The 14,860-nt window shown below is 70.6% G+C and carries 11 protein-coding genes; 6 read left to right on the top strand and 5 right to left on the bottom strand.

The window, feature by feature from the left end:
• Positions 1-16 precede the first annotated feature (16 nt).
• From ilvA to VMS22_05535, 3 genes are all read left to right on the top strand, one after another.
• Positions 17-1,531 carry a threonine ammonia-lyase, biosynthetic gene (gene ilvA, locus VMS22_05545; protein HXJ33487.1) on the top strand — a complete coding sequence of 505 codons (1,515 nt, stop codon included), beginning with the start codon at positions 17-19 and terminating at the stop codon, positions 1,529-1,531.
• A gap of 77 nt (positions 1,532-1,608) precedes the next feature.
• Entirely contained in the window at positions 1,609-3,747 is a 2,139-nt protein-coding gene (locus tag VMS22_05540) for an alkaline phosphatase D family protein (protein HXJ33486.1), read from the top strand.
• Between the two features lie 120 nt (positions 3,748-3,867).
• Entirely contained in the window at positions 3,868-4,923 is a 1,056-nt protein-coding gene (locus VMS22_05535) for a type IV pilus twitching motility protein PilT (GenBank protein ID HXJ33485.1), read from the top strand.
• 36 nt (positions 4,924-4,959) lie between these two features.
• Here the strand turns inward: VMS22_05535 and VMS22_05530 are convergent, their stop codons facing one another.
• The 5 genes from VMS22_05530 to VMS22_05510 form a co-directional block, all read right to left on the bottom strand.
• Positions 4,960-6,012, bottom strand: coding sequence for an SPFH domain-containing protein (locus VMS22_05530; protein ID HXJ33484.1), 1,053 nt, complete (start codon positions 6,010-6,012; stop codon positions 4,960-4,962).
• A gap of 11 nt (positions 6,013-6,023) precedes the next feature.
• Positions 6,024-6,851, bottom strand: a complete 828-nt coding sequence (locus tag VMS22_05525; GenBank protein ID HXJ33483.1) for a zf-TFIIB domain-containing protein — start codon at positions 6,849-6,851, stop codon at positions 6,024-6,026.
• 80 nt (positions 6,852-6,931) lie between these two features.
• Positions 6,932-7,924 carry a TlpA disulfide reductase family protein gene (locus tag VMS22_05520; GenBank protein HXJ33482.1) on the bottom strand — a complete coding sequence of 331 codons (993 nt, stop codon included), beginning with the start codon at positions 7,922-7,924 and terminating at the stop codon, positions 6,932-6,934.
• Positions 7,925-7,971: 47 nt separating this feature from the next.
• On the bottom strand, positions 7,972-8,667 hold the full coding sequence (locus VMS22_05515; protein ID HXJ33481.1) for an FKBP-type peptidyl-prolyl cis-trans isomerase: 696 nt from the start codon (positions 8,665-8,667) through the stop codon (positions 7,972-7,974).
• A 44-nt stretch (positions 8,668-8,711) separates the two neighbouring features.
• Positions 8,712-9,008: a hypothetical protein gene (locus VMS22_05510; protein HXJ33480.1), complete on the bottom strand. Its 297-nt coding sequence runs from the start codon at positions 9,006-9,008 to the stop codon at positions 8,712-8,714.
• Positions 9,009-9,081: 73 nt separating this feature from the next.
• Here VMS22_05510 and VMS22_05505 point away from each other — a divergent pair, with 73 nt between their 5' ends.
• The 3 genes from VMS22_05505 to lpdA are packed head-to-tail and all read left to right on the top strand — an operon-like array spanning position 9,082 to position 14,585.
• Positions 9,082-11,871, top strand: a complete 2,790-nt coding sequence (locus VMS22_05505; protein ID HXJ33479.1) for a 2-oxoglutarate dehydrogenase E1 component — start codon at positions 9,082-9,084, stop codon at positions 11,869-11,871.
• 33 nt (positions 11,872-11,904) lie between these two features.
• Positions 11,905-13,188, top strand: a complete 1,284-nt coding sequence (odhB, locus tag VMS22_05500) for a 2-oxoglutarate dehydrogenase complex dihydrolipoyllysine-residue succinyltransferase (GenBank protein ID HXJ33478.1) — start codon at positions 11,905-11,907, stop codon at positions 13,186-13,188.
• Complete coding sequence (gene lpdA, locus VMS22_05495; GenBank protein HXJ33477.1) at positions 13,188-14,585, top strand: dihydrolipoyl dehydrogenase; 1,398 nt, start codon at positions 13,188-13,190, stop codon at positions 14,583-14,585. Before odhB ends, lpdA begins: the two co-directional genes overlap by 1 nt.
• The last annotated feature ends 275 nt before the right edge of the window (positions 14,586-14,860 follow it).

Raw genomic sequence — 14,860 nt, 5'->3', positions numbered from 1 at the left:
GTGATAGACGAGGCGTATGGACGACCTGCTGCGACGCGCGCTCGACGCCCGCGTCGGCGACGTGCTCCCCACGCCGACCCCGCTCGATGAAGCGCCGAGCCTCTCGGCGCGTCTCCGCGTCCCGGTGCTCCTGAAGCGCGAGGACCTGACGCCGATCTTCGCGTTCAAGATCCGCGGCGCCTACAACCGCATGGCGCAGCTCCGGCCGGCGGAGCGGGCCGGCGGCGTCGTCGCCGCGTCGGCGGGTAATCACGCGCAGGGCGTCGCCTACGCCGCGCAGCGCCTCGGCGTCACGGCACGGATCGTGATGCCGCTCACGACCCCGTCGATCAAGGTACGCGCCGTGCGACGGCTCGGCGCCGACGTCGTGCTCGCGGGAGACGGGTACGACGCCGCCGCGGCGCACGCCGCCGACATCGCACGCACCGAGGGGCGCACGATGATCCCGCCGTTCGACGACCTCGACGTCATCGCCGGACAGGGCACGGTCGGGCTCGAGATCCTCCATCAGGCGCCGCGCGACCTCGCGACGATCTTCGTGCCGATCGGCGGAGGCGGGCTCGCGTCCGGCGTCGCGGCGGTCGTGAAGGCGGTCCGGCCTGGCATGCGCGTCGTCGGCGTCCAGCCCGACGACTCCGACGCCATGCGCCGCTCGCTCGCGGCCGGGAAGCGCGTCGTGCTCGAGCACGTCGGCTTCTTCGCCGATGGCGTGGCGGTGAAGCAGGTCGGCGAGCACACCTTCGCGCTGTGCCGTCGCTACCTCGACGACTGCATCACCGTCGGCGTCGACGAGATCTGCGCCGCGATCGCCGACGTGTTCGAGGACACGCGCTCGATCCTCGAGCCCGCAGGCGCGCTCAGCGTCGCCGGCGCCAAGCGCGCCGCCAAAGCAGGCGGCCTCGCGCCGGGATCGGTCGTGGCCGTCACCTCGGGGGCCAACATGAACTTCGCGCGGCTCGCCTACGTCGCCGATCAGGCGCAGGTGGGCGAGCACCGCGAAGCGATCTTCGCGGTGACGATCCCGGAGCGACCCGGCGCGTTTCTCGGCTTCTGCGCCGCCATCGGCGAGCGCAGCGTGACCGAGTTCAACTACCGGCTCGCGACACGCGCCGAGGCGCACATCTTCGTGGGGCTCGAGGTGGCCGGGGTGGAGGAATCGCGCGCGATCGCGGCCGACCTCGAGCGGCGCGGCTACCCGTGCGTCGACCTCTCCGACAACGATCTCGCCAAGACGCACATCCGGCACATGGTGGGCGGGCGCACGGCCCAGGTCGGAGACGAGGTGCTGTACGGCTTCGAGTTCCCGGAGCGTCCCGGCGCGCTGCTGCAGTTCCTCACCCGGCTCGGCAGCCGGTGGAACATCTCGCTCTTCCACTATCGGAACCACGGCGCGGCGTTCGGCCGGGTGCTGTGCGGCCTCGAGGTGCCGCTCGCGGACCGGGACGAGCTGCGGGATCGTCTCGATGCGCTGGGCTTTTCCTACCGCGAGGAAAGTGACAACCCCGCCGGACGGTTCTTCCTGCGTTCCTGACGGCCGCGAGCCCGGTTTTTTGCCTTGCCCCGGCGCGCGCGACTTTGTTAGCGTCCAGCCCGACGAAGGGGGGCTTCATGTCGCGCCGTATCGTCTCTGGGGTCGCTCTGCTGGTCGCGCTCGCTCCGGCGCCGGGGCGTGCGCTGACGCCGGAGCTCGGCTGTCGCGATCGCATCGCGAACGCCGCCCGCACGTATTTCAAGGTCCGCTACGACACGCTGCGCGCGTGCCGCGACCAGCAGGCCGAAGGGCAGCCCGTCCTCTGCGGACCGGCCGATCCCGAGGTGGCGCCGACGCTGGCCCGGGCCCTGTCGCGCCTCGAGAGCCAGCTCGCGACGCGCTGCACGGACGCGCTCGTGGCGCAGCTGCAGCTCGGCATCCCGTGCCAGAGCGTCACCACGGTCGCGGACCTCGTCACCTGCATCACCGACGACGCGCACGGTGCCGACGCCGACAACCTCGTGACCAGTGTCTACGACGCTTCCGCGACGCTTCCCGACCCCGGGATCCAGCTCTGCCAGAAGACGATCGGAAAGCAGGCCGGCAAGTACGCCCTCGCGCGCCTGAAGCAGCGCGCGGCGTGCGGCAAGAAGCTCGAAGCCGATCACCTCGCGCCGCCGTGCCCGACGCCGAAGACGCAGCTGAAGCTCGACAAGGCGCGCGAGAAGATGATCGGCGCGATCCAGCTCCGCTGCACCGACACACAGATCGCCGACCCGAGCGTCGATTTCGGCTTTCCGTGCGAGGCCTTCGACCTCATCACCTTCGATCGCGACGGCGCGACGGTGAACAACCTGATCCCGCCGGTGACGCGCCTCGTGCGCTGCCTCGCCGCGGCGGCCGCCGGCGATGGCGATCTCGGCAACGAGACGGCGTACCCGCTGCGCGACGCCGCGCCGTTCTCGTACGGCGTGGCGGCCGGCGACGCGACGGACACGGCCTTCGTCGCCTGGACGCGTACGGACGGCCCCGGTGCGGTGACGCTGGACGTGGCGATCGACGACGCGTTCCGGGGCATCGTCGTGACCCAGCCGGGGCTCACGCCGAACGCCGCGGCCGACGGCGTCGTCAAGACGGAGGTGACGGGTCTCGCGCCCGACTCCGTCTACTTCTATCGCTTCGTGCAGGCCGCCGAGACGAGCCGCACCGGTCGCATCCGCACGGCGCCCGCGCCCTCGTCGACGGCGCCGATCACCTTCACGTGGACCGGGGATTCGAACGCGTTCTTCAAGCCGTTCAACGTGCTCGACAACCTGCTCGCCGACGATCCGCAGATGTGGCTCTACATCGGCGACACGATCTACGGCGACGACGCGCGCAGCGGCACGGGCGTCGCCGTCACGCGCGCGGACTACCACGGCAAGTACAAGGAGAACCGGGAGGACAACGGGCTGCGGAACGCGCTCGCCGGGTTCGGCGTGTACGCCATGTGGGACGACCACGAGGTGACGAACGACTTCTGGGGCACCGACCCGTCGCTCGCGACGCAGATGGCGGACGGCAACCAGGCGTTCCGCGACTACATGCCGCTGCGCGAGAATGGCGGCGATCCGACGCAGCTCTATCGCAGCTTCCGCTGGGGACAGGTGGCGGAGTTCTTCCTGATCGACGACCGGCAGTACCGCTCGGCGCCCGCGTACGTGACGCAACCCGCGTGCCTCGTCGCCGGCGAGCCGGCGACGCTCCCGGCCGGCGCCTGCGTGGGGGAGATCCAGAATCCGGCGCGCACCTACCTGGGCGCGGCGCAGAAGGCATGGCTCGAGAACGGCCTCCTCACGTCGACGGCGACCTTCAAGTTCGTGATGAACGGTCCCCTCATCTCGTCCCTGCTGTTCGTGCCGTACGACCGCTGGGAGGGCTACGCCGCCGAGCGGACCGAGATGCTGAACTTCATCACCACCAACGACATCAAGAACGTGGTGTTCCTGTCGACCGACATCCACGCCGCGATCATCAACAACCGGCTCACCCCCGGCACGCCGACCATCCGCGAGCTGGTGTCCGGCGCGATCGGCATGGACCCGATCTTCCGCGAGCTGCCGGCGAGCGTTCTCCCGGCCGTGCCGGGCCTCCCGGCGCTCTTCCCGAGCATCCAGTACTACGATCTCGACCGGTTCAACGTCGCCACCGTGCGGGCCGACCAGACGCAGGCGGTCGTGACCTATCGTGACAACACCGGCCAGGTCCTGAAAACGTACACCATCCCGGCCGAGTGAACGCGACGTAGCGACACGATTGCACCGAGGGTGTTACGGGGTCGTCGGTGGCGTGCCGGCGAGCCCGAGCCCCGTCGTCGCGTGGCATGGTCCGGGTCTTGCACCGTGCGGAGCGCCATGGTGACGATGGAACAGCTCCTGCGCTGGGCGAACGACAACGAGGCGTCCGACCTGCACTTGTCCACCGGCGAGCCGCCGGCGCTGCGCGTCCGGGGTGACCTCAAACGCTCCGAGAATCCGCCGCTCTCGGGGTCCGAGGTCCTGCGGCTCGTCGAGTCGATCATGAACGACGAGCAGAAGGCCGAGCTGAAGGACAACTGGGAGTGCGACTTCGCGACCGCGCTCGAGGGCGTCGGCCGCTATCGCGTGAACGCCTTCATCCAGCACCGGGGGCCGGGCACGGTGCTGCGCCTGATTCCGACCGAGATCCCGACCATCGAGTCGCTCGGTCTCACGCCCATCTTCAAGGAGCTCTGCACGCGCGAGCGTGGCCTCATCCTGGTGACCGGCCCCACGGGCTCGGGCAAGTCGACGACGCTCGCGGCCATGGTGCGCGAGATCAACGAGACCTGGGACGCGCACATCCTGACGGTCGAGGATCCGGTCGAGTTCGTGCACCAACCGCTGCGCTGCTTCGTCAACCAGCGCGAAGTCGGCATGCACACGAAGTCGTTCTCGAACGCGCTGCGCAGCGCGCTCCGCGAAGACCCCGACGTCATTCTGGTCGGCGAGATGCGCGACCTCGAGACGATCTCGCTCGCGATCACCGCGGCCGAGACGGGCCACCTCGTGTTCGGGACGCTCCACACCTCGAGCGCGCCCAAGACCGTCGACCGCATCATCGACGCGTTCCCCGGCGATCAGCAGGCGCAGATCCGCTCGATGCTCTCCGAGTCGCTCGAAGCCATCATCGCGCAGACCCTCCTCAAGAAGAAGGGCGGCGGCCGGATCGCGGCGCAGGAGATCCTGATCGGCGTCCCCGCCGTGCGGAACCTCATCCGCGAGCAGAAGCTGCACCAGATCCCGTCGATGATGCAGACGGGCAAGGGCGTCGGGATGTGCACGATGGACATGGCGCTCCAGGAGCTGCTGAAGAAGGGCCTCATCGAGGCCTCGCAGATCCCGAAGTCGCCGATGGCCGGCATGGCCGGCGGCGCCGCGGCAAGCGCGGCCTAGCACGGCCGACCCAAGACGTAGTCTTGGCTCGGTCCTCTAGGGTAGCGGCGGCGGGAAGAGCGCCTGCAGCGCCGTCACCCGCGACGCCGGCTCCCACGCGGCCATCCCGGCCGTCCACACGAGCGTCTCGCGCGAGACGCGCCCCGCGGCGATCTCGGCCGCGAGCGCCGCGAAGTCGAGCGGCCCGACCGAGCGGCCCTGCTCGGCGACGTGCCAGCCCGGAAGGGGCGGCGGCGTCGCCGACGATCCGCCCTGCACGTACGCCATGCCCATGCCGAGCCCGACCCCGGCGGCAGCGAGGCCGCCGGCTGGATTCGCGGCCGCGACGGGCGTCGCGCGCCCGAGCTGATACTGGCGGTAGCCGTCGACGTCGCCCACCGCGGCGCGGCTCGAGCGCGCGTCGAGCGCCTCCTCGACCTCCGACGGAACGGAGACGTTCACGAGGTAGAGCTGCGGCACGTCGAGGCCGTACTCGTCGTCGATGCGCTCGACGACGGCGCGGCGCAGGCGCTCGGAGAGCGCCGGATACGACGCCGCGAGGTCGACGACCGACGTCGCCGTCGTGCCGACCAGCTCGGCGAAGGCGTTCACGATGATCGAGCGCACGAGGGTCGTGACCTCGTCCGCGACGAACGTGGCGTCGCTGCCGACGAGCTCGGTCAGGAGGCGCCGCGGATCCCTCGCCTTCAGCGTGAAGGTGCCGAACGCCCGCACGCGGACCGGCCCCAGACCCGGGTCGCGCACGATGACGGGGTTCGGAGTGCCCCACTTGAGGTCGGCCACCTGGCGCGTGGCGACGAAGCACACCTCGGCCTTGAACGGGCTGTCGAAGCCGTACTTCCAGCCCTGGAGCGTCGAGAGGAGCGGCAGGTTCTTCGTCTCGAGCACGTGCGTGCCGGGCTCGAAGACGTCGGCGATCTTGCCGCCCGAGACGAAGATGGCGACCTGGCCGGGACGCACGACGAGCTTCGCGCCGTTCTTGATCTGGTTGTGATAGCGCGGGAAGCGCCACACCAGCGTCTGCGGCACGTCGTCGAGCCACTCGACGACGTCGACGAACTCGGCCCGCAGCTTCTCGATGAGTCCCATGGTGCTCTCCTTCACTTGAGCAAGGCGGTCAGCAGGTCGGCGAACGAGTCCGATTCGGCGACGCCGACGGGCGGCGCCTGCATCGTCTTCAGCAGCTCCATCGCGGCGCGGTCGCGTTCCTCGGCCTTCTCCAGCTCGGCGGTCCGCTGCATGCCGCCGTCGGCGACGAAGGCGGCGATGTGCTCGAGCTCGTTCGCATCGAGCCAGGTGCCATGCGCGCGGCACCAGTCGACGATGACGCCCGAGACGCGCGCGAAGTTCTTGCGGTTCATCGGCTGCCGGCACACGGGGCAGGGGCGATACGTGACCGCGTTCGCCGCCCGGGGCCTGTCGATCGGCGCCGCGTGGAGCCCGTCGGTCGCGTCCGGGGCCTGGTGCTCGCGCGCCTGTGCGACCAGCGCGTCGAAGTTCGCCGTCGGCACCCAGAGGCCGCGACACGTCTCGCACTCTTGCACCGCGAGCCCCGCGACGCTGCGCATGGCGAGATCGGTCTTGCAGACGGGGCAGGCGACCGGATCGCCCTGGCTCAGCACCGGCTGCGGGCGGAAGGCGACGCCGCAAGCGGAGCAGAAACGCGCCTGGCCGGCGTTGCGCGCGAAGCACTCGGGACAGACGAGCCGCCCGGCCCCCGCGCCGACCGGCGACCCGCAATAGCCGCACTTCTCCGCGCCGGCCTCGAGGGTGGCGCCGCAGGCGCTGCACCGCCGCACCGGCGCGTCGACCGCCACGGGCGCCGCGCTCTTCACCCGCGCGCCGCAGTGACAGAGAAATGACTCGCCCCGGACACCCGTCGCGTCGAACTGCGCGTGGCAGCTCGGGCAGGCGACGAGACGACCCACCGGCGATTGGGCTCCGGTCGACACCACCACGACTATCGGCGGTCGCCGGGGCGGACTTGATCGAACGGCTCGTGACCCGATCAGCCGCGCGGCTTCATGGGAGGATAGTACGGCATCCCCGCGGCGGCCCATTCGTTCCAGAGCGGGATCAGGGCCTCGCCCATCGGGTCGAGGCCGCGGATCGGCATCGAGCCGCGGCGGATCGTCCAGTCGTGGGGAGCGAGCTCGCCCGCCCGCAGGAAATGCCGCTCCGCCGCTTCGATGCGTCCGCGGCGGTGCAAGTGCCAGGCGAGCGTGAACTCGGCGCGGGCCAGTTGCTCCTCGGCGGTCGGCAGCACCTGGTGGGCGCGCACGTCGTCGGCGGTGGCGAAGGGGGCGGCGCCCGCCGTCACCCACGCGCGGAGCGCTTCCAGATGCGGTCCGGACGCGATGCCGTGCATCTCGACGAACGTGTCGGTGCCGAAGACCGCGTCGTTCGGGCGGACGATGCGGCCGCGCTCGTCGATCCAGATGCCGGTCGGCACGTTGACGATGCGGAAGAGATCCGCCACCACGTGCTCGCTGTCGACGAGCGAAGGATGCGTCGTCTTCGCGGCCTCGATCCACGGACGGGCGTCGTCGGCGCTGCGATCGAGCGCGACGGTGAGCACGACGAGGCCCCGGTCAGCCAGCTCTTCGGACAGGGCCTGCCAGACCGGCAGGTCGTAACGGCAGCCTCACCAGGAGGCCCAGGCGACGAGCAGGACCTTCTTGCCGCGAAAACCCGACAGCGTGTGCGGACGCCCGTTCACGTCGGGGAGCGTGAAGTCGGGCGCGTCGAGCGACCGCAGGCGCTCCGCACGCTCGTCCGCGGCGGCGCCGAGACAGGCCGCGCCTTCCGCCGCATCGAGCGCGAGCGGACGGCCGAGCAGCTTCGCCAACGCCGCGAGGTCGACGTCGCCGTCCCGGATGAGCTCGGCAGGGGCCAGGACGAGCACGCACCGCTCGCCGCGACAGAGCCCCTGCGGTTTCAGCTCCCAGCCGAGCGCGTCACGGACGGCCGCTCGGGGGAGACGCACGCGGTCCCCGTCGATCCGCGCATCGACCGTGAGCGGGCGCGTCTCGTCGAGGAGCGTGAACGTCACTTCTTGTCGGCGGCGGGCTTGTCGCCGCCGCCTCCGACCTCGAGCAGCTCGACCTCGAACACGAGCGTCGAGCCGGGCTTGATGTGCGGCGGCGCGCCGCGCTCGCCGTAGGCGATGTCGGAGGGGCAGACGAGCTTCGCCTTGCCGCCGGGCTTCATGAGCTGCACGCCCTCGGTCCAGCACTTGATGACGCCCGAGAGCGGGAACGTCGCAGGCTGGTTCCGCTTGTACGAGCTGTCGAACTCGGTGCCGTCGATGAGCGTACCGCGGTAGTTCACCTTCACCGTGTCGCTCGCCTTCGGGGAGTCGCCCTTGCCGGCGGTGATCTCCTGATAGATCAGGCCCGACTCGGTCTTCTTCGCGCCCTTCTCCTTGGCGGCCTTCTCGAGGAACTCCTGTCCCTTCTTCTTCTCGGCTTCGCCTGCGGCGGCCCACCGCTTGGTCGCGATCTCCTGGATCTTCGGCCCGAACGTGTCCGGGTCAGCCTTGATGGGCTTGCCCTCGAGCGAATCGGCGAAACCGGTCGTGATCATCTGGATCTCTTCCGGCGACAGGGGCTGGATCTTGGTGAGCTGCTTGGAGAGCCCGACCCCGAGGGCGTAGAACGCCTTCTGATCGTCGGTCTGCGGATCTGCTGCGAGGACGGGGTGGACGAGGACCGCGGTGAGCGCCAGCACGAGAAGGTATCGCATCCGGCCCGCTTAGCGGCGACTCGCCCCGGGTGCAAGCCGCGTGTTCAGATGCTGCCCTGTCGCTCCTGGCGCCGATGGTAGACGCCGGCCGCCTCGAGGCACGCCTGCAGCGCCTCTTCCGGCGACGCGCCCTCGCCGAGCGGGCGGAAACCCGTGGACGCATCGTCGCGCCGCTCGCCGGTGGCGAAGAACGGCGCACCCGATCCCTTGAGGACCCGGTAGACCCTCATCTCGTACGTGGCCCGCGGCCCCGGCGAGAAGTCGAGCACGACCTGACACTCGGCGACCAGGGCGGCCGCCTCGGTCATGTGCTTGGTGAAGACGACCCGGCTCCAGTCCATCGCCGGCCCGGAACTACCACGGAGCGGCCAGGGTGGCGACTCATCTGCGCGCTGGCTAAAAGGGAGACCGCACATGCGTGGCTTCGAGGCCGTCTCGCTCGCGAACAAGGATTACGTCGCGGATCAGTATCGTCGCTGGAAGGAGGATCCCGCGTCGGTCGACGAGCGCTGGGCCATCTTCTTCGCCGGCTTCGACCTCGGCGTCGACGGCAACGGGCACGGACCCGCCGCCGAGCTCGGGAACGGCGCCGGCGCGCAGGCGATCGTCGACACCGGCGAGGTGCGGGTCCTCGGCGTGTACGGGCTCGTGCAGGCGTACCGCGAGCTCGGCCACTTGATGGCGCACCTGAATCCGCTCGCGCCGGCGCCGCCGGTCCACCCGATGCTCGACGCCGACGAGTTCGGCTTTTCCGACGCGGACCTCGATCGCGTGGTCGACGCCGCGCCGTTCAAGGGTGCCGACCGCCTGCCGCTGCGCGAGCTGATCGAGCGCCTGCAGGCGACCTACTGCCGGACGTTCGCGGTCGAGTACCTCCACATCCAGCAAGCCGAGCAGCGCCACTGGCTGCAGGATCGCATGGAGCCGACGTGCAACACGCCCGCGCTCTCCGCCGAGAGTCGGCTGCAGATCCTGCAGCACCTGGTCACGGCCGAAGGCCTCGAGCAGTTCTTCCAGCTGAAGTATCCGACCGCGAAGCGCTTCTCGCTCGAGGGCGCCGATGCGCTCGTGCCGATGCTGCACACCCTCATCGAAACCGGCGCCGAGCACGGCGTCGTCGAGATGGTCTTCGGCATGCCGCACCGCGGGCGCCTGAACGTGCTCGCGAACGTGCTGCGCAAGCCCTACGAGATGATCGTCGCCGAGTTCGAGGGCGCGCTGCTCGCCAGGGAAGCGACGGGTGACGGCGACGTCAAGTACCACCTCGGCTACTCGCGGGATCACACGACGGCGGCGGGACAAAAGGTGCATCTCTCGCTGTCGCCGAACCCGAGCCACCTCGAAGCCGTCAATCCGGTCATCGAGGGCATGGTGCGCGCGAAGCAGAACCGCATGCAGGACAAGGAACGCGCGCAGGTGGTGCCGATCCTCATGCACGGCGACGCGGCGTTCACCGGACAGGGCGTGGTCGCCGAGACGCTGTGGCTCTCCGAGCTCACGGGCTACCGCTCCGGCGGCACGATCCACATCATCGTCAACAACCAGATCGGCTTCACGACCCCGCCCGAGTTCTACCGCTTCACGGGGCAGCCGAGCGACGTGGGCAAGATCATTCAGGCGCCCATCTTCCACGTGAACGGCGACGATCCCGAGGCGGCGGTGCAGGCGGCGCGCCTCGCGATCGCGTTCCGGCAGGCGTTCAAGAAGGACGTGTTCATCAACCTCGTGTGCTACCGCCGTCACGGCCACAACGAGCTCGACGATCCGACCTTCACCCAGCCCGTCATGTACCGCCAGATCGCCGCGCATCCGACGCCGCTCGCCATCTACCGCCGGCGTCTCGAAGCCGCCGGCGTCGCGAGCGCCGACGACGCCGACCGCCGCATCGCGGAATTCCGCGAGCTCATGGGCGACGCGCAGAGCTACGCGCGCGACTTCATGCCGCGCCAGCCGGTGTTCGCGTTCGGCGGCCTGTGGAAGGGGCTCACCTGGGCCGGCGACGACTGGACGGCGGACACGCGCGTGCCGGCCGAGCTGCTCGAGGAAGTGGCGGCGGCGCTGCCGCGCGTGCCGAGCGGCTTCACGCCGCTGCCGAAGGCGGTGAGGCTCCTCGAGCAGCGGCGCGACATGGTCACGCCGGACGGCAAGATCGATTGGGGGTGCGGCGAGGCGCTGGCGCTCGGCACGCTCGCGCTCGAAGGTGTCGGCATCCGCATGAGCGGCCAGGACAGCGGGCGCGGCACGTTCAGCCATCGCCATGCGGTGCTGCACGACGTCGAGACCGACGCACGCTTCACGCCGCTGAACGCCATCCGCCCCACCCAGGGCCACGTGCTGATCCTCGACAGCATGCTCTCGGAGAACGCCGTCCTCGGGTTCGAGTTCGGCTTCAGCGTCGCCGAGCCGCACAAGCTGGTCGTGTGGGAGGCGCAGTTCGGCGACTTCGCCAACGGCGCGCAGGTGATCATCGATCAGTTCATCGCCTGCTCGGAGTCGAAGTGGCAGCGCTGCAGCGGCATCGTCCTGCTCCTGCCGCACGGCTACGAGGGCCAGGGGCCCGAGCACTCGAGCGGGCGCCTCGAGCGCTACCTGCAGCTCTGCGCCGACGACAACATGCAGGTCGTGAACCTCAGCACGCCGGCCAACTACTTCCACGCCCTGCGCCGGCAGATGAAGCGAAGCTTCCGCAAGCCCCTCGTCGTGATGAGCCCGAAGAGCCTGCTCCGTCACAAGGCCGCCGTCTCGAGCCTGCGCGATTTCACCGACGGCGCCTTCCAGACGGTGATCGACGACCCGGCACGCACCGGCGCGCCCGAGGCGGGGTTCGCGCTCGACGCGACGAAGGTGACGCGCGTGCTCTTGTGCAGCGGCAAGGTGTACTACACGCTGCTGCACGAGCGGCGCGAGCGCGCGCAGGCGAGCGTGGCGATCGTGCGGGTCGAGCAGCTCCATCCGTTCCCGCACCAGGAGCTGAAGGCGATCCTCGCACAGTATGCGGGCGCGCGGCAGATCTGCTGGGTGCAGGAAGAGCCGCAGAACATGGGCGCATGGACGTTCATGGAGCCGCGCCTTCGCCGGCTCCTGCCCGACGGCGGCACGCTCACGTACATCGGTCGCGACGCCGCGGCGAGCCCGGCAACCGGCTCCTACAAGGTGCACCAGGCCGAGGAGGCCGAGTTCGTGGGGCGCGCCCTCGCGCGCTAGCGCGCGCGAGCACGACGCACCAGGGAAGGGCGCATGGCGTTCCAGGTACGGATTCCGAGCCTCGGCGAATCGGTCACCGAGGGCACGATCGTCCGGTGGGCGAAGGAGAACGGCGAGGCGATCGCGGTCGACGACGTCCTGCTCGAGCTCGAAACCGACAAGGCGAACATGGAGATCCCGTCCGACCACGCCGGCGTCGTGAAGATCCTGAAGCCCGCCGGCTCGACGGTCCAGGTCGGCGAGCTCGTCGCCGAAATCGAAGACGGCGCCGCCGCCAAAGCGATTCCACCAGCGGCGCCCGCACCTGCTGCTGCCGCCCCCTCGCCGCCGAGCGAAGCTCGGCCGGCGAGCAAACCGGCACCTGCTCCGACACCGAGCACACCACCACCAGCTCCAGGCCCAGCAGCTCGCCACCTCCTGGCCGAGAAGGGGATCGACGCCGCGGCGATCGCCGGCACCGGCAAGCGCGGCCAGGTGACGAAGGCCGACGTCCTCGCGCGCGCCGCCGCGCCGGCACCGGCGGTCGCGGGGGCACCGGGGGGGCGCCGCCCCGAGCGATTATCGGGGAGCGAAGGCGGCGCCCCCCCGGTGCCCCCGCACCCCGCCACGGCCGAACCGCGCTCCGAGCGCGTCGTCCCGATGACGCGCATCCGCAAGCGCATCGCCGAGCGCCTGGTCGCCGCCCAGCACACGGCGGCGATCCTCACGACCTTCAACGAGATCGACATGAGCGCCGTGATGGACCTCCGCGCCCGGTACAAGGAGCGCTTCGAGAAGAAGCACGGCATCGGGCTCGGCTTCATGTCGCTCTTCTCGGTCGCGTGCATCGCCGCGCTGCGCGAGATCCCCGCCGTCAACGCGGAGATTCGCGGCGACGACGTCGTCTACAAGGACTTCGTCCACCTCGGGGTCGCGGTCGGCACCGAGCGCGGGCTCGTCGTGCCGGTCGTGCGCAACGCCGACCTCCTGTCGATGGCCGGCCTCGAGCGCGAGATCGCGCGCCTGGCCGGCCTCGCGCGCGACGGCAAGCTCCTGCCCGACGACCTCGCGGGCGGCACGTTCACCATCTCGAACGGCGGCGTGTACGGCTCGCTCCTCTCGACGCCCATCCTGAACCCGCCGCAGTCCGGCATCCTCGGGATGCACAAGATCGAGAAGCGGGCGGTCGTGATCGCGGATCAGGTCGTCGTGCGGCCCATGATGTACGTCGCGCTGTCGTACGATCACCGGCTGGTCGACGGCGAGCAGGCCGTGACCTTCCTCGTGCGCGTGAAGGAGCGGCTCGAAGACCCCGCGCGGCTCGTCCTGGACGTGTGATGGCGCGCGTCGACCTGGTCGTGATCGGCGCCGGACCCGGGGGCTACACGGCGGCCATCCGCGCCGCGCAGCTCGGGATGTCGGTCGTGTGCGTCGAGAAGGACCCGACCCTCGGCGGCACCTGCCTCAACGTCGGCTGCATCCCGTCGAAGGCGCTGCTCGACTCGAGCGAGCACTACGCGCACGCGCTGCGCGGGCTCGCAGACCACGGCGTGAAGGTGGCCGGCGTGACGCTCGACCTTCCGACCATGATGACGCGCAAGGCCCAGGTGGTGCGCGGCCTCACGCAGGGGATCGTCGGCCTCTTCAAGAAGCACAAGATCGAGAGCGTGCGCGGTACGGCCCGCATCGCGGGCCCTGGACGCGTCGTGGTGAAAGGGGAGGGCGGCGAGCAGGAGCTGGAGACGGCGCGGATCCTCATTGCGACCGGCAGCGAGGCGACGCCGCTCCGGGGGCTGGCATTCGACGGCGACCGCATCGTCTCGTCGACCGAGGCGCTCTCGCTGCCGAGCGTTCCCAAGCGGATGCTCGTCGTCGGCGGCGGCGCGGTCGGGCTCGAGCTGGGATCGGTGTGGCGCCGGCTCGGCGCCGAGGTGACGGTGGTCGAGTTCCTGCCGCAGATCGTGCCGGCCTTCGACAAGGCCGTCGCGCGGCTCCTCCAGCGCTCGCTCGAAAAGCAGGGCATCGTCTTTCGGCTCGAGACCGGCGCCACGGGCGCCGAGCGCACGACGGACGGCGTGCGCGTGACGCTCGCGGCGAAGGGCGGCGCGACCGAGACCGTGGAGGTCGACGTCGTCCTGGTGGCGGTCGGCCGCCGGCCCTACACCGAAGGGCTCGGCGCGCGCGAGGCGGGCGTCACGCTCGACGAGCGCGGGCGCATCGTCGTCGATGCCCGCTTCGAGACGAGCGTCCCCGGCATCTTCGCCATCGGCGACTGCATCCCGGGGCCGATGCTCGCGCACAAGTCGGAAGAGGACGGCATCGCCGCCGTGGAGATGATGGCCGGGCAGCCGGGGCACGTGGACTACGACCTCGTGCCGAACGTCGTCTACACGTTCCCCGAGCTGGCGAGCGTCGGCATCGGCGAGGACGAGGCGAAGCGGCGGGGGCTCGCGGTCACGGTCGGGATGTTCCCGTTCACGGCCAACGCCCGGGCGCGTGCGCTCGGGGAGACCGAGGGTCAGGCGCGCATCGTCGCCGACGCCACGACCGATCGCGTGCTCGGCGTGTGCATCCTCGGGCCGCGCGCCTCGGACATGATCGCCGAGGCGGCGATCGCGATGGAGTTCTCGGCCAGCGCCGAGGACATCGCGCGCACCTGCCACGCGCACCCGACGCTTCCCGAAGCGGTGAGGGAAGCCGCGCTCGCGGTGGGAAAACGCACCATCAACATTTGATCCGGCCCAAGACTCCGTCTTGGGCCGGGGAGGACGCGAGGGTGTGGCGTCCGGGGTACGCGCGACCGGCCTGTCGCGGCCAGCAAAGCTGGCGCGACACACGAGGTACGCACCCGAGGTCGCGCGGGCGTAGACGTCGTGCGCAGGACGCATGCCGCGGCGACGCCCCCGCGCTTGAGAGTGACGACGCAGGTCGCGCCCGTCCGCAGTCAGGTCCTGCCGGGCGGCGTGGCGGGCGTGCCAAGCCTGTCGCGCCAGCTTTGCTGGCCGCGACA

The sequence above is a fragment of the Candidatus Eisenbacteria bacterium genome, assembly GCA_035577985.1.
Lineage (GTDB): Bacteria > Desulfobacterota > Binatia > DP-6 > DP-6 > DATJZY01.
Note: the sequence above shows the minus strand (reverse complement) of the source record. Positions and strands in the feature narration are given on the sequence as shown.